Here is a 22,349-nt window from a genome sequence, read left to right on the forward strand (position 1 = left end):
GAAGCCAGTCTTTTGTTAAATAAAATGTTGGCGCACATTTTTGTCTGCTTCAGACTGCTGTAACCATATCACTGCCTTCTGCCGGTGCGCCGCCATACAGGCATTTTATTCAAAAAACATATAATCCGTATAAAAACGGTTAAAATCTTTATCTGTTGACAGTGCAATTTCTTCTGAAGTTTCAATAATATGCTCCATACGCTCTTGTGCATCATCCTGTGTCAGATAAGTAACCGTTCCCCCCAGAGAGCTGTTTCCCACTGCAGTAATTTTATCATGAAGCTCCTCCGGAAGCAAACCAATGCCAATAGCCTTCTCCAGATTGATTTTATAGCCAAAGCCTCCTGCAAGATATACTTGATCAACTTCATCGTACCCTATGCCGTATCTGAGCAGCAGAGTTTCAACGCCGGCCCGTACTGCTGATTTCGCCAGCTGTATTTCTCTGACATCCTGCTGTGTAAAAGTGATCTTTTCTCCGTCAGCCTTCTTCGCCAGCAGATACCCGTCGTCAAAATAATCTTCATCCAGCATTCCGGTTTCGTCAATCAGCTCTTCCCTGAGCAGTTCGTTCACTGTTTCAATAACGCCGGTACCGCACAAACCGATGGGGGCCTGATGGCCTATGGTTTTTACATGAACCTCTCCGTCTTTAATTTCAACTCCGCAAATGGCTCCTTTTACAGAACCCATGCCGCAGGAGATATTTCCACCCTCAAAGGCCGGCCCCGCCGCTGTGGATGTAACCATGATTTTCTCACAGTTTCCCAGTCCCATTTCTCCGTTAGTTCCAAGGTCCAGCAGCAGACACGGCTTTTTCGCTCTATCCATGCCGCAGGATAACATTCCGGCAGAAATATCAGCTCCTACATAAGTAGAAATACCCGGAAGCAATGTGATTTTTACATCTGCAAAACCTCTCTCTGCACCTCCGAAAAGCTCCTCAAATGTACAGTAAATAGTTCCGATATTGACAGGTGTAAACGGAAATACCCCCAGCGTTTCGCAGGAATATCCCATCAAAAGATGTCCCATTGTGGTATTCCCGGCAATCACAATCTGCCTAAGCTTTTGGGGAGCTGCCGCTCCTTCTTCTAGCACCTGTAAGATGCCATCATATAAATCTCTCCGGATACTGTTGGTTAACTCTTTCAGCTTCCCGTCATTTGCCGCCTGGATTCTTGAAATCACATCTGCCCCGTAAGCCCGCTGACGGTTAATGGTTGTGTAGGTACCACAGACCTTTTTACTCTTTGCTCCAATAAGATTTAAAGCAATCGTTGTAGTCCCGATATCTATTCCAATATCATAGGCTTCTTCTATTGACCTTTGGGTATCATCAGAACGTTCCTGATAATCTGACACGATTTCAAAGTCAGATTCATCTCCTGTTTCAATTACCACACTGCACTCCCCCGCCGGGTAAGACAGGCAGGATAAACGCCAGCCATCTTTTAATTCCTCCTCCGAAAAAAACTTCCGGTCCATATCCGTTATTTCTGTGGAGCCTTCTGTTATCTTCACTCCGCACTTTCCGCACTTTCCGGCTCCGCCGCAGGATGCACTGATGTAGATATCATTCCGGATAAATGCATCCAGCAAAGACTCTCCCCTTTTGATTTCAATTTGTTTTTGTACTCCGTTCCTGGTGACACAGACATTATAGTTCTCCATAGCAAAACTTCTCCTTTCCCGGTGCTCTCTGCCGGCGGCAGGAGCGGACAGTTTCCATTCTTTTACTTTTCCATCAGCCAAAATTTTTTCTATTATTTATAATGCCACAAAATCAGCTCTTCGTATAGAAGAATCTATCCTAAAAATAAGACGTATTTTGGAAGAAATTCAAACATCCTCCGCCCTAGTGTACCCCTGTATAAAGTGTTTTCGGATTGACAGGAATTCCCTAACCCAAAAAAGAATCCCGTAAAAGGGATTCTTTTTTGGATATAATAAATATTACTAATAATTGGAATTATTTCTCAGTTACAGCTTTTTTTGCAACCTCTGCAGCTGTTGCTGCATCTGGTGTATAATAATCTGCTTCGATCTGCTCAGCAAAGCTCTGGTTTACAGGAGCACCGCCAACCATAACGATATATTTATCTTTCAGTCCTCTTTCTTTTAATGCATCAATAACTGCTTTCATAGAAGGCATTGTAGTTGTAAGCAGAGCGGACATACAGATAATGTCTGCGCCAACTTCTTCTGCTTTGTCGATAAATACGTCAGGCTCCACGTCAACGCCAAGATCCACAACTTCAAAGCCAACACCTTTCATCATCATAGCTACAAGGTTTTTACCGATATCATGCAGGTCACCTTTTACAGTACCGATTACAACTTTACCTACCGGTTCATTTCCAACTTCAATTAATTTCGGCTCTAAAATAGAAAGACCTGCGTTTAATGCACGTGCTGCAACCAGTACTTCCGGTACGAAAACTTCATTATTTTTAAATTTCTCTCCGATAATCATCATACCTGCAAGTAAGCCGTCATTTAAAATGGCTTTTGGATCCTGTCCCTCTTCCAGAGCTTCTGTTACAAGCGCTTTTACATTTTTTGCGCGGCCTTTCTGTAAAAATTCACTGATTTCTCTAATTTCTGCCATTGGTATCTCCTCCTAAAACTTATTACTTCCATGTGTTGTTATAACCAGTATAGCTAACATAGTTCAGCAGTTTGGTACTTTCTTTAGAATGATGGTATTTTTTTTGCCTTATTTTTTATAATCCATGCCAATCTTTATTTATTCTGCTAAAATAAATACAAAAATGATTGGAGGTCCGTCTGTGATACAGTATACCGATATTTTTAATATTAATTACTATAAGAAAGAAATTTTTCATGGAAGCTATAAATCTATGCGCTATCAAATTAAAAAAAGCGAAAAAAAAGATGCTGATGAATCAGCAGTCCTTCTTGTTACAACCTGGCCCGGCCCTTATAATTTCGAAACTACTGCCCAGGAGCAAAATCAATACTGCGAATTTGAGTTCAGCAATGACGGCCTGAAGCAGGCCGTCGATTATCTGAATCAGCAGTATCAGCAGCACTATCTGACACAGCGTTAGAGGGGAGCGCACATATCTTCAAGGACATCGGACAAAGAACGTGAAATGATAAAATCATATACCTGCGCAAGCTCTTCCGGCTGGATTTCCATTCCCCCCTGTATCCATGTCATCAAAATATATGTAATTGTCTGAGAATAATACTCTGACAGGTGCTCGGGGGTAAGCCAGCGGTTCATGGGCTCTTTGCTTCCCATCTGATCTGCAATCATACTGCAGAGAACCAGCTGGATCCCTAACTCCACCATCCCCCGGAAAGAGTTTTGACCTTCCAGCTTGCTGGCATGCATATAAAATTCTTTCTCTTTGCGCATATTCTGAAAGATCAGGATCATTGCTTCATTAATCATTCCATTGCTTAAAAGCGGCTGTACCGGTGTTACGATATCTTTAATCATAATCCACTGCAGCAAACTGTATTTGTCTTCAAAATGATTATAGAAGGTAGGGCGTATCACCCCCGCTCCATCTGTGATCTGTTTTATTGTAATTTTCTCAATGGGCTGCTGGCACGCCAGTTTTTTAAAACTATCTGCCAGCCGTTCATTTACGGATTTTCTATCTTTTCCAATCATATTTTCTCCGTGGGCAATAAGCTCCTTATACTTACATCTGAACCTTTAAATGCTAGTGGCAGCCATGTCCGCAGGACTCGCTGCTGTGATCATGACAGCCCTCACCTTCTGCATGAGCATGGTCCTTACATACAGTATCCGGATCATAGTTCAGGGTTCCTGCCAGAAATGCCGCAACCTGTCCGTCTGCCAGTCCCTGAGCTCCCGGATATAAAGTAATCCCGCATTCAGCCAAAGCATTCCTTGCTCCGCCGCCGATTCCTCCGCAGATTAACACTTCCACGCCAAGATCCGCAAGAAATCCCCCCAGCGCACCGTGTCCGCTTCCATTTGTATCAACCACTTTGCTATTTACCACCTTTCCGTCCTCTACCTCATAAACCTTAAACTGTTCTGTATGTCCAAAATGCTGGAATACACTTCCGTTTTCATAAGTAACTGCAATTTTCATAATCCTTCTTCCTCCTGATTTACTGATTTTTTTCTGAATCTGACATCTGCAGCTGACCTCCCGGCAGAGCCGGTATGTTCCTCCGCTGATCTTAAGCCTGGCGCCCTCAACCAGAAATCTTGCAATCTTTTTTCTGGCGTCCGCATAGATGGACTGAACGGTGGCCCGCCCTACCTGCATCTGAGCCGCACACTCCTCCTGGGTCATCCCCAGATAATCAATCAGTCGGATCGTCTCAAACTCATCTACTCCCAAAAGCAGCTGACGATCATCTTTGCAGGCCAGATCCTTTGCTTCAAAATTCTGATATACAGGCAGCCTGCATATCCGTTTTTCTTTTCCCGGTCTTGGCATTTGTTCGGCTCCTTTATTGGCATATGTCAATTATATATTTGTTTCTGATTTTTTACAATGTTTTTTTATATAAACTGTTAATTTTAACTTTTCCCCTGCTTTTCGGCTCTGTTTTTACATTTATTTAACATAGATTTAACATACGTATTTTCTATTACCGAAATGTTAAAACTATATATTGACAAACAAAATTTTCTTCGATATGGTGGGGATTGTAAAGCACATGAAAAATATTGAGTTTATGAAAATACGTATCTGAGGAGGAGAAATCCATGGACATTTTTGGAATACTGTCAATGATTGGCGGGCTTGCTTTATTCCTTTACGGAATGAATGTTATGGGCAGCGGACTGGAAAAAGTTTCCGGCGGACGTCTAGAACAGATTCTGGAGAAATTAACATCCAATCCAATCAAAGCCGTTTTGCTGGGAGCCGGAGTGACCGCAGTTATTCAGTCATCATCTGCCACAACAGTTATGGTGGTAGGCTTTGTTAATTCAAGCATTATGAAATTATCTCAGGCCATCGGCCTGATTATGGGCGCAAATATTGGAACAACCATCACCGCCTGGCTGTTAAGCCTTACGGGAATTGAAAGTTCCAATGTATTTCTGCAGATGTTAAAACCAAGCTCTTTTTCACCGATTCTGGCCGTGATAGGTATTTTACTTTATCTTGGCGGAAAAAACAGCAAAAAGAAAGATATCGGCGAAATTATGCTGGGTTTTGCAACACTAATGTTCGGAATGGACGCCATGAGTGCAGCTGTGGCTCCTTTAGCGGACGTTCCTGAGTTTACTAACATCCTTACTTTATTTAGCAATCCCCTGTTTGGTGTTATCGCCGGAGCCGTTCTAACCGGCATTATCCAGAGCTCTTCCGCATCAGTAGGTATTCTTCAGGCGCTGTCTATTACCGGCGGATTTACTTACGGGTCTGTAATTCCTATTATTATGGGACAGAATATAGGAACCTGTGTAACAGCGATTATTTCCTGTCTCAGCGGAAACAGAAACGCAAAACGAACTGCTCTGGTGCATCTGTACTTTAATATAATAGGTACTATCATATTTCTTGCGCTGTATTATATACTGAATGCAATTATCCATTTCCCTTTTACAAACTCAGTTGTAGGGCCGGGAGGAATCGCACTGATCCACAGTATATTTAACATTTTTACAACTTTTATTCTGCTGCCATTTACCAAAGGACTAGAGAAACTGGCTTATCTTACACTTCCGCGTACAACGGAAGAGGAACAGACAGAATCCAAGGAAGACCGTTTCCGTATGCTCAGCGACCGCTATTTGTCAAGCCCTGCATTTGCATTAGAAAACGTCAGAATCCTTTCCTGTGACCTGGCTAATCTTGCAAAGGAATCTGTAGGCAAGGCCATGAATCTGTTATTTAATTATTCGCAGAAGGAATTTGACCAGCTGGAAGAGTTAGAAAATACTGCTGATATGTATGAGGACCGGCTGACAAGCTATCTGTCAAAACTAAATGGTCAGAACGTGACCTTTAAAGACGGCCGGGATATTTCAGTCCTGCAGCACTGTATCACAGACTTTGAACGAATCAGCGATTTATCCATAAATATCGGACAATATGCCTCTTCCATCCATCAGCAGAATTTTGAATTTTCCAAAAAAGGCCGGGAGGAGTTGTCTGTATACAGCGAAGCACTGAAAGATATCAGCAGCCGCTGTGCTCAGGTATTTATTAACAAAGATCAAGAGCTTGCACTTTCTGTAGAACCTCTAGAAGAAGTAATTGACAGCATTAATAAAACTGTCAACAAACAGCATATGAAACGCCTGAGAAACGGCAAATGTTCTGTGGAACTTGGTATGCTTCTGTCTGATATTACAACACATATGGAGCGCATTTCCGATCACTGTTCCAATATTGCTATTTATGAGCTGCAGCTTGCAGACAGCAGCATTGAAGAACATGCCTACCGGGAGCAGCTTGACGAAATAGAGACAGAGACATTCAACCGTGAATACGAAGCATTCAAAGAAAAATATCAGATCAAAAAATCATAACAGCCAAGTCATATCACAATAGCATTTTTTCAAAGAAGGTGTGCCGCCGTCTGCCAAAAACAGAAGGGGCACACCTTCTTTCCTTTTATCTGCAAATGATACTGCATTGAAAGCAGTACAAGCTTTCTATTTGTTGATACTGTTATATCTTCATATTCAGTTTCTCTATTACCGCTCTTAACTGCCCAGCAGAAGCCAGAAGGGCACTGCGCTCCTTTTCATTCAGCGGAATTTCCAGAATCTCTTCTACACCATGCTTCCCGGTTACAGAAGGAATACTCAGCGCCATATCAGAAAGTCCATACTGCCCATTAAGCACTACAGATAGAGGAAGTACAGAATGCTCATCTTTAACAATGCTCTCTGCTATCCGCGTTACAGCCATTGCGATACCGTAATAAGTAGCGCCTTTTCTGCTGATAATTTCATACGCACTGTCCCGAACGCCTTCGTACAGCCTCTCCATAGACTCTTCATGCTTAAAATGTCCTCTGAGCTCACAAAAATGATGCAGATCAATCCCGGAAACATTCGCCCCGCTCCAGACCGCCAGCTCACTGTCTCCATGTTCTCCTATAATAAATGCATGGACACTCCTTGCATCAACACTTAAATGCTCTCCTAAAAGCTGCTTTAAACGGGCAGTATCCAGCACCGTTCCAGACCCAATAACCCGGTTCACCGGAAATCCTGATATTTGATAAGCTGCATAAGTCAGCACATCCACCGGATTTGATACAATCATCAGGATTCCCTCTACCCCTCTTTTTTGAATTTCCGGTACTATCTTTTTCAGAATTTCCACATTTCGGTCAATCAGATCTAAACGGGTCTCCCCTGGTTCCTGACTGGCCCCTGCGGTAACAATAATCAGCGCACAGTCTGAAATATCCTCATAGCTTCCTGCATAAATATCCATGGAAGCCGCATAAGGCATCCCGTCGGCCAGGTCCATGGCCTCGCCTTCCGCCTTCTTTTTATTTGCGTCAATAAGCACCAATTCTGAAAATAAACCTCTCTGCATCAGACTAAATGCAATGGACGAGCCTACGAAACCGCATCCTATAATAGCTGCTTTTCTTATATTTATCATAAAAGCCTCCTTTTTATTTATAGGCTTTCACAATCAAGATGCTCTTATTCAGCTCCTACACATTATCTTCTTTTGTTTCGTCTGCATCCGCTTTCTTCAACACAACACTGGACTTTTTGGGCAGTGTAATTCTCAGACTGCCTCCGTGGACCTTATACTCCACCGGCACAGTGGAATAGGAATCTTCCTTTGTATACATCACCTGCTGCAATACCGCCTCTTTTTCAATTCCCAAAGGGCTTACAGAGAATTCAGCGCAGCGGGAGCAGGCATCATTATTTACAATGATGACAAACTGCTCTGCTCTTGTAAAACGTCCATAGCAAAGCAGATTTTGTTCACCGTTTAAAAATTTCACAGAACCTCTTTTTAAAGCCGGACTGGATTTATGCAGAGCAATCATCTCTCTGTGAAATTCAAGAAGATCTTTATCCTCGTGTCCCCACGGATATGTTCTCCGGTTATCCGGATCAGTAAAGCCGCACACACCTGCTTCATCTCCATAATAGATGGTTGGTGCCCCCGGCCAGGTCATCTGGATTACAACAGCTGCTTTCATTACGCCCTTATCAATATCTTCTGACGCCGCCCCAGCCCCGAGGGAATAGGCTCTCCCTACTTTGTGGTTGGTTCTTGTAAGGAATCTGGAATGATCATGATTCGAAAGCTGATTCATTGCACACTGCAGCGAATTAGTCATAAAATTTGCCATATAGTGCCCCATGGCATCCTGAAAGCTCTTTAGATTTCCCAGCATATAATCCTTATATTCTTCACTGTGCTTTTCCATTCCAGTGAGAAACCAGCTGACCGGTTCCATAAATGCATCATAGTTCATCACAGAATCCCACTGATCTCCGCCAAGCCAGGCTTTGGGATCTCCGTAATGTTCCGCAAGAATCAGGGCCTTGGGATTTGCCTCCTTTACAACACGCCGGAATTCTCTCCAGAAATGGTGATTATACTCCTGAGAATGCCCCAGATCTGCAGCCACATCCAGACGCCATCCATCCGCATTAAAAGGCGGCGAAACCCACTTTGCAGCGACCTTCAGAATATAATCTTCCAATTCCTTAGAGCCTTCATAGTTTAACTTCGGAAGCGTATCATGTCCCCACCAGCCTTCATAAGTCACATTATCCGGAAAAGAATTTTCATTTTGAAAATGAAAATACCGGTGGTACGGACTGTCTTTATCAATATAAGCGCCAGGAGGAAATCCTTCTTTTCCTTCATAGATTTTTTCCCGGTCCAGCCATTTATTAAATGAGCCGCAGTGATTAAACACTCCATCCAGTATTACTCTCATTCCACGGCTGTGGGCCTCATGAACCAAACGGATAAACAGCTGATTGCTGGCTTCTAGATTTTTCAGGCTCGTTACACGCCTCTGATATTTTCCGGCCTTCCGGTTATCCGTATCGCCGGCATTCATCAGCTGGTTGTCATCCTCCAGTATTACACCAAAATGAGGATCTATATAATCATAATCCTGGGTATCATATTTATGGCTGGAAGCAGACACAAACAGCGGATTAAAGTACAATACCTCAACACCCAGATCCTTTAAATAATCAAGCTTTGAAATAACCCCTTCCAGATCTCCTCCGTAAAAATCCGCAACGTCAAAATCATCCGGACATTTATCCCAGTTTTCCACTTTTTTTGTCAGGCGGTTAATATAATAATATTCGCCGCTTTCTACATCATTAGAAAGATCCCCATTACAGAAACGGTCCGTAAAAATCTGATACATCACCGCTCCTCTGGCCCAGTCTGGCACCTTAAATCCCGGCACAATTACAAAATTATACTGCGGCCTGCACTCCTTAGCCACGCCAACTTTATCATAGTAACAGCAAAGCATCCCCGAAATAATCTCAAAATAATATTCACAGCGTTCGCACCCCAGCTTCACTTCTGCCTGGTAATAATCAAATTCACCCTCCTGCTCCGCCAGCTTCATTTCGATTCTTCTGCCGTCAAAGCAAAGAACTACACGATCCACATTATCCATTGCAGTCCTGAATCTTATGGTTACTGTATCATAAAAATCCGGCTCCTGAGGACTTCTGTAATCCTGGGTTTCATCAGAAAACAACGCCCACTTCATCAAAATAGGCCGCATCTGCATAATATAGTTATGCATACTGTTCCACTTCCTAATAGAATCGTAATTCATATTATACCGCCTTTTTATTTTTAATTTTATATATAAGAAAAAAAGGCAGCCTGTCGATCTGCTGCCTTTTTTAGGAGAAGGTATTTTTTACTATGGGGTGTAGCAAAAAACTATATAATGTATTGGGGGTTTTTACAGTTGTTATTATAGCATCCATCTATATAGAAGTGTGCACAAAGATAAAAAAAATTATCACGAGTTTTTGTAACTTTTCAAAGTTACCGAAAAGTTATGTTCTATCTTCTTTATAGGAATTCTGTATATTCCAAACTGCTCTGCCCATCCTTACTCTTCAAACATCTCAGTATCAGCCGCCTGGGCTCCAACACTTTCCTTCTCAAACAGCGCTTCAAATTCTTCACGCCCGATTTTCTCTTTTTCCAGAAGCAGCTGTGCACAGCTTTCAAGAATATCTCTGTTTTCCCGGATCATCTGCCGCGCTTTTGCATAGCATTCGTCTATAATCCGTTTGATTTCCTGATCAATTACACCTGCAATCTGCTCTCCGTAACCCCTTGTATGAGCAAGATCCCTTCCGATAAACACTTCATCGTCTTCATTGTCATAATTAATCAGGCCGACATTTTCAGACATTCCATACTTAGTAACCATTGCCTTTGCAACTGCTGTAGCCTGCTTAATATCCTGTGATGCTCCCGTTGTAATATCATCAAAAATCAGCTCCTCTGCAACACGGCCGCCTAGATCCACAACAATCTCCTGAAGCATTCTTCCTTTCGTATTAAACATCTCATCCCGCTCTGGCAGCGGCATCGTATATCCTGCCGCCCCTACTCCTGTAGGAATAATAGATACTGAATACACAGGTCCCACATCCGGCAGCAAGTGGAACAAAATTGCATGACCGGCCTCATGATACGCAGTAATCCGCTTCTCTTTTTCCGTAATAATTCTGCTTTTCTTTTCAGCTCCAATTCCAACTTTTACAAAAGCTTTTTTAATATCCCCCTGCTCAATATAAACACGGTTTTCCTTTGCTGCACCGATTGCTGCTTCATTCATCAGATTTTCCAGATCTGCTCCGGAAAAGCCTGCGGTAGTCTGCGCAATCTGTTTCAGGTCAACATTGTCACCGACGGGCTTATTTTTCGCATGTACTTTCAAAATCTCTTCACGACCGCCCACATCCGGACGCCCCACATGCACCTTTCTGTCAAAACGGCCCGGACGCATAATGGCCGGATCTAGAATATCCACACGGTTTGTTGCCGACATTACAATAATTCCTGCATTCACGCCAAACCCATCCATCTCCACAAGGAGCTGATTTAACGTCTGCTCACGCTCATCATGGCCGCCGCCCATTCCGGTTCCTCTCCTTCGGGCTACAGCGTCAATCTCATCAATAAATACGATACAGGGAGCATGTTTTTTGGCATCCTCAAATAAATCTCTAACACGGGAAGCCCCGACACCTACAAACATTTCCACAAAATCAGAACCGGAAATGCTGAAAAACGGGACCCCGGCTTCTCCTGCAACCGCTTTGGCCAGCAAGGTTTTTCCGGTTCCCGGAGGGCCTACCAAAAGAACCCCCTTTGGTATTCTTGCACCAAGTTTTGTATATTTTTCCGGTTCTTTCAGGAAATCAACAAGCTCTTCTAACTCCTCTTTTTCCTCTTTCAATCCAGCCACATCGGCAAATCCTACCTTTATGTTTTCACCGGTAGTCATTCTGGCCCTGCTTTTTCCAAAGTTCATCATTTTATTATTGCTGCCGCCGCTTCCTGCTGCCTGAGCATTCATAAACAGCATAATAATCAAGAACAGAACAATCCCCTGTATCAGCGCCGGAAGAATATAGACCATCCAGTTTGTCCCCGGAATATCCGACAGGGTAAAATCCTTAAAATTCTGACTTTCCAGATAAGTCTGTACTTCATTTACATCACTGACCTGAAAACTTTTCTGGCTGTCATCTGTAAGCTTCACAAGCACCTCGCCAGTGGGAACTTCCCGGTTCTGATTAATCTGCACCGAGGAAACCTCTTCCTTTTGCAATGCCTCTTTAAATTGATCATAGGTATATGTATTACCCAGTGTACGCCGTGCATCAAAAGAATACCAGATTCCCATGATAATCAGCAGCACCAGAACATAGATACCTATGCTTCTAAACGGTGACCTTTTCAACTGCACTACTCCTCCTTAATCAAATTCTACAATCCCTATATATGGAAGATTTCTGTATTTCTGAGCATAATCCAGTCCATATCCAACAATAAAGGTATCCGGAATTTCAAACCCTACATAATCCACAGGCACATCCACTACCCGGCGCTCCGGTTTACTCAGCAGAGTACAAAGCTTCACACTTTTTGCCCCTCTGCTTCTTAAGTTTTCCAGCAGATACCCAAGAGTTCTTCCGGAATCTATAATGTCTTCTACAACGAGAACATTTTCTCCTTTTATAGAACTGTCTAAATCTTTTAATATCCGTACCGTTCCGCTGGATTCCGTTTCATCTCCATAGCTGGAAACAGACATAAAATCAATAAATACAGGAACCGTTATTCTCTTCGCTAGTTCACATGCAAAAAAACATGCGCCTTTTAAAATACAGATGAGCTTCACTGGCTCACCCTTCATATCTTCGCTGATGGCAGCGGCAAGCTCCGCAATCTTTGCATTCACCTTTTCCTCTGGATACATCACACGAATTGATTCACTCATTTCTCATTTCCTCCGCTTACGTATACTTCCAAAATCCGTTTTGTCTCCTGCGTTACTTTATAGGCTTCACTGATTCTATAGCCTACGATCCACAAAATATGGGAGCCATCTGCCAGAAGCCACACCAGGTCCCTTTGCAGTCTTGGAACTTTTTCCTGAATAAAAAACGCCTTCAGCTTTTTATGGTTTCCGGACGAATCTGTTATAAAATAGTCCCCTGTCCGCCTTTTCCGCAGCAGCACATTACTATTTATCTTATCATAATCAAACCATTTCGTATATCTTTTTTCAGGAATTTTTTTACAATCTCCGTCAAAGTCAAATACCCTGGCCTCAAGCTTTCTGCCGTCTTTCAAATCCCAGACACCCGGAGGGGCAAGGACTATTTCATCCGGCGCATTCTCCCGCCGGTACAATTCCTGATTAAATATCCATACATAATCATATTCACAGACAGCCTTCAGACTGTAGGGCAGATTCAGCTCTTTTCCTGCCTGCTGCCCGAAAAGTTCAAAAAGCGCCGTTACATGCACACTTCCAATATCCTTCCTGCTGCCGGCCAGCCTGCCAAGCAGCTGATACAGGAAATTTTTTTGAAGCACCGGATGCATACGCGCCAAAACATCTTTCCTCATGCGCAGCTCCCGGATCCTTTCTGTATCCGCCTTATCATAAGAAATTATAACGCCTTCGCTTCCGGCATCCCAGGCCGCTGTATCCAGGAAATCACATACTTCTGCCGCCAGCTTGGCCGTACGCTGCATATGCTCCACCGCCTGATTATTAATCTGCAAAAGCTGCGGAATTACATACTTTCGTATCCGGTTTCTGGCATAAACATCCTGATCGTTCGTGCTGTCCGTACAGTATTCCTGCCCTCTCTCTTTTAGAAATTCAAGAATCTCCTTGCGGCTGACGCAAAGAAGCGGCCGTATAATGTTATCCCGTACAGGCATAATTCCGGTTAGTCCGCGGATACCGCTCCCTCTGCTCAGCTGAAACAGCATCGTCTCAGCGCAGTCATCACTATGGTGAGCTACTGCTATCTTATTCCCGCCGAAACGTTCACATGCATCATAAAAACATTGATACCGCAGCTGCCTGGCCATCTCCTCAAGTCCCATTCCTGCAGCTGCCGCTTTAGCCGGCACATCTACATGAAATACCTCTATTTTAATTTCATTCTGCTGGCAGAATTTTTGGGCAGACTTTGCATCTTTTTGGCTCTCCTCCCCACGAATGCCATGTTCTACATGCACCGCCATAAATTCGAAATCAAGGCATTCCCGCAAAAGCTTAAGCACCAGCAGCAGGCAGACAGAGTCTGCACCGCCGGAAAACCCCGCCACAATTTTGTCTCCTTCCTGAATCATATGATATTTTTCCTGAAATTCCAGAATCTTGTTTATCATGTTTCTTTCTCCCATATTCCAGCTACCATCACAGTCATATCATCCCGTACCTGGCCTCCGGTATACAATAAAATATGCTCCAGAATCTGCTTGGCCATCTGTCCCGGATTGTTGGTATCCAGCGAAGTTATAATTTCCGCCATAGCCACATTGGCATCAGGCACATGCAGGTGATCCAGCACGCCGTCCGATACCATTACCACAAAATCACCGCTGTGCAGCTGTCTTCTGATATTTTGTATTTCCATTTTTGAAAAAACGCCCACCGGGGGATTTACAGATGCCAGACATTCCACCGTATCTTTCTTTCTTATAAAAGTAGAGGCCGCTCCAATTTTATAAAACTCGCACTGGCCGCTGTCCAGATCTGCATTCATAATATCTACCGTTGAAAACAAATTATTCTCTCCATGGGTTACCATGGCCGAATTCATCATACGAATAGCTGTCTCCGGATGAAATCCTGCTTCCAGAAATTTCTCCAGTAAATCAATTACCATCTCACTCTCTTTGCAGGCCTGTACACCGCATCCCATACCGTCAGACAAACTCATAACAAAGTTTCCGTTATCCAGGGGCAGAAAAGAAAAATTATCCCCGGAAAGCTGCTCTCCCTCCTTCATCATCCTTGCAATTCCGTGGTACACAGAAAATCTGGTATCCTCCAAAAACGTAAACAATACGGTTTCCTGTCCAAGCAGGGCCCGGTTTTCCCTTCCGGATACATAGCGCGCTCCGGCAAGATGTGTAATCAGCTTTGCAATCTCTCTTGCAGGAATACACTTTGAATTTCTAGACCTGCCCTGAAGCAGAAATTCCTTCTTTCCATTTGCCTTTTCCAGCAGCTTTAAATATTCCACCTGCACCCCGGCCTCTTTTAGGGCATACTTTACCGTGGCCAGCAGTTTTCCCTCTTTCAAACTGATATCTTTATTTTCTTTCGCACAGTCTTCCATAATATAAGCCATGGCATTCAGCTGCTGTGCAATCACTTCCCGGTTCTCCTGCAGTCTGTTGTACCAGGCCATATTCAGCCGGGCCTTTTCAAAGATCTGAAGGATCTGCTCAATTAGTTCTCCATAATATGGACAATACTGCTCCAGCTCCTGCGTATTCTCTTCAATATCCTGACCTCTCTGGAGCTTCTGCAAAAAACGGTACAACACCTGATACATGGGCGGATTCTCTGAATCCCAGCATACCGCACACTGACCGCAGGAGACGCACACCCTCCCGGTGACTTCTGACTGCATCCTGCCAAGCTCCTCCGCAGTAAAATCTTCCTTATAACGATTCATCTGATTAAATGTCTTTGACAGCTTTTCAAAAGATTCCGCATAACCCTCCAGACGCTGTCCTCCGCCTACCAGTATCTGGGGCGGCACCTTATGTAATGGTTCCCATTCCATAAACAAATATCCATACCTCCCAAGGGCATGAACAAATCCGGTTATAAAAACGCCTTCTAATATACTGATAGGTATACTCCCGCCGGTGCGCAGATGCAGTCCATAACCAAACACAGTCATACAAAGAGTACTCCCCCCCGCAATCAATGCTGACTGAATACAGGAGCAGTTCTTTTTGTACCACTCAAGACCTTTCACAAGGATCATGGCAAGAATCAGCGCCAGACTGTACTTTATTAAAAAAACCACCGGAACAAATACCAAAAGCCCCGCCAGCGAGCAGAAAAAAAGCAGGCTCCTGTTCACTCCGGACATAAATCCTACCATAAATACCGCCGGTATAAAAGGATACGCACCCGCCACACCTGCCTTTGCCGATAATACTGCCGCCGCATAAATACATAGCTGTTTCCAATCAAATCGTTTCATTTCATTCCCCTCCTGGTTTTTCGATGTAGGAGCTATTCTAAAACGATTTATCAAAAATGTTTGTCAAACGGCCGCGGCCTGAAAAAAAACTTTTCGCCAAAAAATGCTTTCAAAAATTAGATTTTCCCGATTCGAGGGACTTCGTCTTTTTTAAGATTTTAACACGAAAGAACCCGGCCTGCAGAAATTTTTTCCGCCGCAGTGCGATCCACAGCGGAGCGTTTTTTATATCATAGGAGCGATTTCTTATGATATGAAAAAACTCCTTTTGTATCTGCTGCAGCAGTCACAAAAGGAGCTCATCCTAACCGCCAATATACTGGCTTATTTCTCTTTAAAAACAATCTCATTGTCATAGGTCATCCCGAGCTTTGACTTGGCAATATCTTCTATGTACTCCTGGGAGCCTACATAATCTTCTTTCTCTTTCAGCTGCTTTGCCCGTTCCTGCTGCTCTTCAAGCTGGGCCTGAAGCTGCTCCTGCTGGGCCTTATAGGTCTGATTCTTATGGTACAAATGCAGAATCTGCACAGACAAAATCATAACAAGAAAAAGTACTGTAAAACTGACGCACACTTTACCAACACGATTTTTCTGATTTTTTCTTTTTCGCCTTTTGCTGTAATTCATATGATCCACCTGCTTATAGTTTACATAATCCCATTCTAATGGTTTTCCATATTTTTTTCAATCGTTTTTTTAAGAAACGTCCGTTTTTTTTCAACACAAAGCGAATGGGGGCCGTAATCGTTTTCACAATAAACACCAGAGCTTTTACTATGCCGCCAAATATCTTCACTCCAGCCTTTATAATAAATCTGCTCAGCAGCCAGTTATACAGCAGCATTCCCACAAAGATTGCAATCATGGCAAAGCCCCGGATTAATCCGTCATTCTGACGGTACAGCATACGAAAAATCATCAGCGCACAGCCACACCAGTACAAAATGTCTTCCACCGCAATCCAGACAGTTCCATGGGAAACAACTCTCCTAAAGATCCGCAGCAAATCATACACAAACAGCATACACAGTCCACAGATTAGTCCCGCTAAAAACAAATGCCCCTGATTTAAAATATCAAGACTGACCATATTATTTAAATAACCGGCTGAAAATAGATTCGTTTGATTTTGTACCCTTTTTAGCTACATCAGAATAAAGAAGTGAATCAATATGACCGGATATATCAATCTCTCCCTTTTCCAGCGTAAGCCGGTTCACATGCAGGTCTTTTCCTTTAATCATGAGCATTCCCTGCTCTGTTTCCAGTATAATTTCATTTACATCAAATGCCAGAATATCAAGGACACCACTTAAAATCCCGCCGGCCCGGTCTGTGATAATCATTTTATGCTGTCTGGATGCCTGTCTTTCTTCCATATCGTTCCCTCCCTTTGATAATTTATATGAAGGGAAGTTTAATTTATGTCAGTATTTTATAAATATCGAAACAATTCACCGGCCTCTTCTTTCCTGGATGTATCGGCCACCTTAAGCACCTCTACTTTCACAGACTTTGTCCCAAAGGCAATCTCAATTAGATCACCTTCCTTTATACTGCAGGACGCCTTGGCCGGACGGTCATTTACCAATACCCTGCCTGCATCGCAGGCTTCATTTGCAACCGTTCTGCGTTTTATTAACCGGGAAACTTTTAAAAATTTATCTAATCTCATATTTCACCTCTGCTGATACAAAAACTAAAAAGAATGCAACTCTGCCGCAGTGCGATCCACAGCGGAGCGTTTTTTTGCTCTATAGGAATCGGCACTTTTCAGCTTTATCACAACACGGTATTTCCTATAGATTAAAGAAAAAGGCTGTTCCCAAACATTTTTGAGAACAACCTCTGCTCATCATTAGTTTAACATGTCTTTTAAAGCTTTACCTGCTTTGAATTTCGGAGATTTAGAAGCCGGGATTTTCATTTCTGCTCCAGTCTGTGGGTTTCTTCCAACTCTTTCTGCTCTTTCAGAAACTTCAAAGGTACCAAAACCAACTAACTGAATTTTATCACCATTCTTTAAACCTTCTGCAACTACCTCTGTAAATGCGGCCAATGCTTTATCTGCATCTTTTTTCTGTAATCCTGCTTTCTCAGCCATAGCTGCAACTAATTCAGATTTGTTCATTAATATTTCCTCCTACATTATAAAAATATAGCCTCTTTCTCATGATAAGCTTATAGAATATATATACTTGGTTTCCATATGTTTGTCAAGAAATTTATTCCGCCCTAAAGGGTTCTTCACAAAATCATCACGGCTAATTTCCATAATTTTCCATTTTTCTACAGCATTGGTTTTACAAGTTCCTGTACAGCACTTCCCAATGCCTCTGATTTCGCTTTTGCATCCTTAAGACTATCTGCTTTTACACCATAATAAAACTTTACTTTTGGCTCCGTACCGGATGGTCTTACGCAGACCCATGCGGCATCCGGAAGATCATAATAAAGAACATTAGACGCCGGAAGTCCTGTAGAGGTCTCACTTCCGTCACTCATATTCTTTACAATCCCTTTCTTATAATCTCTTGCAGACACTACCTGGTAAGCACCGATTTTTTCCGGTGTGTTTTCCCTGAGGGTATTCATAATTGTCTGGATCTTCTCTAGACCCTCGATTCCCTTCAGGGTAATGGAAGTGACATCGTCCAGATAATAACCATATCTTTCATAAAGTTCTATCATCGCATCCCAAAGGGTTTTTCCCTGGGTTTTATAAAATGCGGCAGCTTCACACAATACCATAGACGCGGCCACTGCATCCTTATCCCTGCAGTAGGTGCCCGGCAGGCAGCCATAACTTTCTTCTAATCCAAACAAGTACGTTCCGGTACCCTTGGTCTCAAATTCCAGCATTTTCTGGCCGATAAATTTAAATCCTGTGAGAACCTCACAAAGCTGTATCCCATAATCTGCAGCAATTGCATCTGCCAGATTCGTTGTTACAATGGATTTCACCAAAGCTCCATTCTCAGGAAGGCCATAAAGCGCTTTTCTCTGGCCAATCTCATAAGCTCCAATCAAACAGCCGGACATATTACCGGTCAGGGCATGATATTCACCAGTCTTTTGATCCTTAACATAAACACCCAGGCGGTCCGCATCCGGATCTGTTGCCAGAACAAGATCAGCATCCACTTCCTGTGCCAGTTTCAGCCCAAGTTCAAATGCCTCCTCAGCCTCCGGATTCGGGTAGCTTACCGTTGGGAAATCGCCGTCCGGCAGTTCCTGCTGAGGTACTACAAATACATGCTTAAAGCCCAGCTCGCCAAGTACCCTGCGTACCGGAATATTTCCGGTGCCATGAAGAGGCGTATATACAATTTTTAATTCATCCGCAGCCGCCTTAATAGCCTCCGGATGAAGGATCAGTTTTTTGAGCTCCTCAATATACGGAACATCTATATCTGCTCCGATGGTTTCATACAAACCGGCCAGCACGGCGCTCTCCCGCTCCATAGTCTTTACCTGTCCGTAATCAGTCACCTGCTTTACTTCGTCCATAATTCCGCTGTCATGAGGCGGTGTAATCTGAGCCCCGTCTGCCCAGTATACTTTATATCCGTTGTATTCCGGCGGATTATGGCTGGCTGTAATATTAATGCCGGCTGTACAGCCCAATTTACGCACTGCATAGGACAGTTCCGGCGTGGGACGAAGGCTGTCAAATACATATGCTTTAATTCCGTTAGCAGCCAGGCAGAGCGCAGCCTCATCGGCAAACTCCGGAGACATATGTCTAGAATCATACGCAATAGCCACCCCCTGCTTTTGTGTATTTAACCCCAGAATATAATTTGCAAGTCCCTGCGTTGCTTTTCGAACAGTATAAATATTCATTCTATTTGTTCCTGCGCCAATGACTCCCCGCAGTCCCGCTGTTCCAAATTCAAGCTCTTTATAAAAGCGGTCTTCTATTTCTTTCTCATCATTTGCGATTTGTTTTAACTCATCTTTTGTAGCCTCATCAAAATAAGGATTTTTCAGCCACGCTTCATAAATTTCTTTGTAACCCATCCAAACTTCCTCCTGATTTCATTTTCTGTCCGCACATCAGACCGACAGTTTATCCCAGTCATTTAAAGACCTGAAGTCATTATACCACATCTGCAAAATATTCCATACCATTCTTCCCCAAAAATTTCCTTAAACCTCTTTATTTAACGCCTCTAGAAGGCCGGTCAGATACCGGCATCTTGACTTATGCTGATGGATCTCCTTTTGAAGTTTCTCCAGATTTCTGTTTGATATCCACACTTTATTTGAACCGTAATAGTGATTTGCAATTTTCCAGAATTTTTCCGGGTATGACAGCCGGTAATACAGCTGTAGAAAATCCCCGCGGTTTAACGGATTTACTCTGTGGTATTCCTCAAGCATTGCAGTTCCAAGGCTTTCCTCCCAATTATATTTTTCCATGATCTTGCGCATAAAATTACCAAAATCAGCAATCTGCACGCCGTATTTTGCCTTTTCAAAATGAATCATAACCGGATCAGCCGCACGAAACAAAATATTATGCTGATTAAAATCCCCGTGGCAGATTCCGGTCTTTCCGGTAATTTCCTTTTCCTCCGCCATCTGCAGAGCCTCTTCCACTTTCAGACACTGTTCAAAAAAATCGGAAAAGCATTTTGTAAACAGCCGCTCAAAATCATTCTTCTGTTTTCGCTTTCTTATATAATTGCGAATTTTTATCAGCTCCCGGTTATGGCGGCTGTATTCAGAAAGCACACTTTCTTTCCGGTATGCTAAAGTCTCTTCCCCGCAGGAAAATCCCCGGACAGCACTGTGAAATCTGGCCAGATGGGACACCGTCATCAAAATATCCATTCTGTTTTTCACATCACATTCTCTTCCTTTGTACCACTGATGCATAATGTAACGTATGCCGTCGGGGCCTTCCGTAATCAGCTCACCCTCCCTGTTCTTTTTCGGCCTGTCATTTACAATTCCCTGTTCTGCAAGATAGCCGCCCAGCAGGTATAAAAATTCTCCTTTTTCCTGAGACCCCTGAAACTCTTTTAAAGCCCATAGCTCATGATTTTTTTCGCATACCAGTACACCTCTTCCTTTATAAGTCTGTGCATCGCCCAGACCGTATGTTTCCAGCACTTGTTCTATCTGATAATACATAAAAAAACACCCCTTCACACGAAGTTTAAGACAACTATTTATGTCTATTCATCATATGAAAAGGTGTTTAAAAGTATTCTCTTTGTCGGCATCTCTTTAATAAAATCTCTTTTTGATTCCATTCCGGATGTTTCAGCACATCCTGCAAAAGCAGTAAAAGAGCCTCGCCAATCTGTTTTCCCCGCTCCATCCCTGCAGCAATCAAATCATCTCCGCTGACAGCAAGGTCTTTTATCAAAAGACAGTCGCCTCTGCGAAGAATTTCCTCATACAATCTTTCATATCCACAGACGTATGCCAGCTTTTCCTTCCGCTGATACATACTCTGAGCGCAGATATCAGCGCGTTTTACTTCAAAAAGCTCCGGATACTGCTCCAGCCCGTTTCTGGATATCGTCTGGCGGACTTTCACTATTTGTAACGGCGGCTTTTGATCGTGAATCTCTACCAGTGCAGTCACCCGCTGAATAGTGGCATTATCAAACCGAAGCCTGCGCAGTATTTGTTCCGTCATTTTGGCTCCTGTCTGAGGATGCTGCCTGAAATGATCTACCCCGTCCTCATCGGTGGTTCTGCAGACCGGTTTTGCCACATCATGAAACAGCATGGTAAGGCGCAGTACCTTATCCGGCCTGATCAGCTCCAGGGCATGAATCGTATGTTCTCCCACAGAGTACATGTGATGGATATTATGCTGAGGTGTCCGCATCATAACCGAAAACTCCGGAAGGACAACATCGGAAATCCCCAGTTCATACACCTGGCGCATAGCCTCCGGATGAGGCGAAATCAGCAGCTTTACAAGTTCCGTCTGAATCCGTTCCGCACTAATTTTAGCCAGGGAAGGGGCAAGCTTTTTTATCGCATCCTGAGTCTGCACTTCAACTTCAAAGCCAAGCTGGGCGCTAAACCTTACTGCGCGCAGCATTCTTAAGGCATCTTCGCCAAACCGCTCCTTGGCATCTCCCACACAGCGGATTACGCCGTTTTTCAGATCCAAAGCTCCCCCAAAACAGTCCACAAGCCCTTCCGAATCATTGTACGCCATGGCATTAATGGTAAAATCCCTGCGCTTTAAGTCTTCCTTCAGATCAGGCGTAAATATTACCTCATCAGGATGCCTGGCATCCGCATATTCCCCATCTATCCGGTATGTGGTAACTTCAAACCCCTCATGCCCTAACATCACGGTAACCGTACCGTGGGCAATTCCGGTATCAATTGTATGAGGAAACAGCCGCTTTACATCCTCCGGCTTTGCAGAGGTGGTAATGTCCCAGTCATCCGGCTCTTTCCCAAGTATGCTGTCCCTGACACATCCGCCCACAGCATAGGCCTCATACCCATAAGACTGAAGACAATCAATGATTTTTGCTACTTTCTGCGGCAGCTTAATGTTCAACGGCTGTCACCTCCTTCCTTATTAACACAATCTGTTTTATCCAGCAGTACCACTATCCGATGTGCAGGTATGATGCCTGCC

Annotated in this window: 20 protein-coding genes; 2 read left to right on the forward strand and 18 right to left on the reverse strand. The window is 43.5% G+C overall.

Going from position 1 to position 22,349, the window contains the following annotated elements:
• Positions 1-105: 105 nt before the first annotated feature.
• On the reverse strand, positions 106-1,674 hold the full coding sequence (locus OCV88_RS11250) for an ASKHA domain-containing protein (protein WP_158425563.1): 1,569 nt from the start codon (positions 1,672-1,674) through the stop codon (positions 106-108).
• A 298-nt stretch (positions 1,675-1,972) separates the two neighbouring features.
• Entirely contained in the window at positions 1,973-2,611 is a 639-nt protein-coding gene (locus tag OCV88_RS11255; RefSeq protein ID WP_158425564.1) for a corrinoid protein, read from the reverse strand.
• Positions 2,612-2,792: 181 nt separating this feature from the next.
• Here OCV88_RS11255 and OCV88_RS11260 point away from each other — a divergent pair, with 181 nt between their 5' ends.
• Positions 2,793-3,074, forward strand: a complete 282-nt coding sequence (locus OCV88_RS11260; protein WP_158425565.1) for a GNAT family acetyltransferase — start codon at positions 2,793-2,795, stop codon at positions 3,072-3,074.
• Here OCV88_RS11260 and OCV88_RS11265 read toward each other — a convergent pair.
• Both OCV88_RS11265 and OCV88_RS11270 read right to left on the reverse strand, forming a co-directional pair.
• On the reverse strand, positions 3,071-3,649 hold the full coding sequence (locus OCV88_RS11265; protein ID WP_158425566.1) for a TetR/AcrR family transcriptional regulator C-terminal domain-containing protein: 579 nt from the start codon (positions 3,647-3,649) through the stop codon (positions 3,071-3,073). The two genes, OCV88_RS11260 and OCV88_RS11265, sit on opposite strands and share 4 nt — an antisense overlap.
• 52 nt (positions 3,650-3,701) lie before the next feature.
• Positions 3,702-4,454, reverse strand: a complete 753-nt coding sequence (locus OCV88_RS11270; protein ID WP_158425567.1) for a NifB/NifX family molybdenum-iron cluster-binding protein — start codon at positions 4,452-4,454, stop codon at positions 3,702-3,704.
• 272 nt (positions 4,455-4,726) lie between these two features.
• On the opposite strand from OCV88_RS11270, the gene OCV88_RS11275 reads away from it, so the two are divergent.
• Positions 4,727-6,502: a Na/Pi cotransporter family protein gene (locus OCV88_RS11275; RefSeq protein ID WP_158425568.1), complete on the forward strand. Its 1,776-nt coding sequence runs from the start codon at positions 4,727-4,729 to the stop codon at positions 6,500-6,502.
• Positions 6,503-6,644: 142 nt separating this feature from the next.
• Here OCV88_RS11275 and OCV88_RS11280 read toward each other — a convergent pair whose 3' ends face one another.
• The 14 genes from OCV88_RS11280 to OCV88_RS11345 all read right to left on the reverse strand — a co-directional run bounded on the left by OCV88_RS11280 (position 6,645) and on the right by OCV88_RS11345 (position 22,268).
• Positions 6,645-7,595: an L-lactate dehydrogenase gene (locus OCV88_RS11280; RefSeq protein ID WP_158425569.1), complete on the reverse strand. Its 951-nt coding sequence runs from the start codon at positions 7,593-7,595 to the stop codon at positions 6,645-6,647.
• Between the two features lie 55 nt (positions 7,596-7,650).
• On the reverse strand, positions 7,651-9,777 hold the full coding sequence (locus OCV88_RS11285; RefSeq protein WP_158425570.1) for a glycoside hydrolase family 13 protein: 2,127 nt from the start codon (positions 9,775-9,777) through the stop codon (positions 7,651-7,653).
• A 285-nt stretch (positions 9,778-10,062) separates the two neighbouring features.
• Positions 10,063-11,937, reverse strand: a complete 1,875-nt coding sequence (ftsH, locus tag OCV88_RS11290) for an ATP-dependent zinc metalloprotease FtsH (RefSeq protein WP_158425571.1) — start codon at positions 11,935-11,937, stop codon at positions 10,063-10,065.
• Between the two features lie 9 nt (positions 11,938-11,946).
• Positions 11,947-12,471 (reverse strand): hypoxanthine phosphoribosyltransferase, encoded by a 525-nt coding sequence (gene hpt / locus OCV88_RS11295; RefSeq protein ID WP_158425572.1) that lies wholly within the window; start codon positions 12,469-12,471, stop codon positions 11,947-11,949.
• A complete protein-coding gene (gene tilS / locus OCV88_RS11300) occupies positions 12,468-13,883 on the reverse strand; it encodes a tRNA lysidine(34) synthetase TilS (protein ID WP_262591216.1) in 1,416 nt (471 codons plus the stop codon). Before tilS ends, hpt begins: the two co-directional genes overlap by 4 nt.
• Positions 13,880-15,721 (reverse strand): SpoIIE family protein phosphatase, encoded by a 1,842-nt coding sequence (locus OCV88_RS11305; RefSeq protein ID WP_158425574.1) that lies wholly within the window; start codon positions 15,719-15,721, stop codon positions 13,880-13,882. The genes tilS and OCV88_RS11305 overlap by 4 nt, the downstream gene beginning before the upstream one ends.
• 324 nt (positions 15,722-16,045) lie before the next feature.
• Positions 16,046-16,351 (reverse strand): cell division protein FtsL, encoded by a 306-nt coding sequence (gene ftsL / locus OCV88_RS11310; protein ID WP_158425575.1) that lies wholly within the window; start codon positions 16,349-16,351, stop codon positions 16,046-16,048.
• 13 nt (positions 16,352-16,364) lie between these two features.
• Positions 16,365-16,814: a spore cortex biosynthesis protein YabQ gene (gene yabQ, locus OCV88_RS11315; RefSeq protein ID WP_158425576.1), complete on the reverse strand. Its 450-nt coding sequence runs from the start codon at positions 16,812-16,814 to the stop codon at positions 16,365-16,367.
• A 1-nt stretch (position 16,815) separates the two neighbouring features.
• Positions 16,816-17,103, reverse strand: a complete 288-nt coding sequence (gene yabP, locus OCV88_RS11320; protein WP_158425577.1) for a sporulation protein YabP — start codon at positions 17,101-17,103, stop codon at positions 16,816-16,818.
• A 56-nt stretch (positions 17,104-17,159) separates the two neighbouring features.
• On the reverse strand, positions 17,160-17,399 hold the full coding sequence (locus tag OCV88_RS11325) for an RNA-binding S4 domain-containing protein (protein ID WP_158425578.1): 240 nt from the start codon (positions 17,397-17,399) through the stop codon (positions 17,160-17,162).
• A gap of 183 nt (positions 17,400-17,582) precedes the next feature.
• Entirely contained in the window at positions 17,583-17,855 is a 273-nt protein-coding gene (locus OCV88_RS11330) for an HU family DNA-binding protein (RefSeq protein WP_158425579.1), read from the reverse strand.
• Between the two features lie 158 nt (positions 17,856-18,013).
• Entirely contained in the window at positions 18,014-19,747 is a 1,734-nt protein-coding gene (locus OCV88_RS11335) for a phospho-sugar mutase (protein ID WP_158425580.1), read from the reverse strand.
• 129 nt (positions 19,748-19,876) lie between these two features.
• Positions 19,877-20,866, reverse strand: coding sequence for a CotS family spore coat protein (locus OCV88_RS11340; RefSeq protein WP_158425581.1), 990 nt, complete (start codon positions 20,864-20,866; stop codon positions 19,877-19,879).
• A 67-nt stretch (positions 20,867-20,933) separates the two neighbouring features.
• Entirely contained in the window at positions 20,934-22,268 is a 1,335-nt protein-coding gene (locus OCV88_RS11345) for a CCA tRNA nucleotidyltransferase (RefSeq protein WP_158425582.1), read from the reverse strand.
• Positions 22,269-22,349 lie beyond the last annotated feature (81 nt).

This window comes from Brotonthovivens ammoniilytica (assembly GCF_025566885.1).
Classification (GTDB): Bacteria; Bacillota; Clostridia; order Lachnospirales; family Lachnospiraceae; genus Brotonthovivens; species Brotonthovivens ammoniilytica.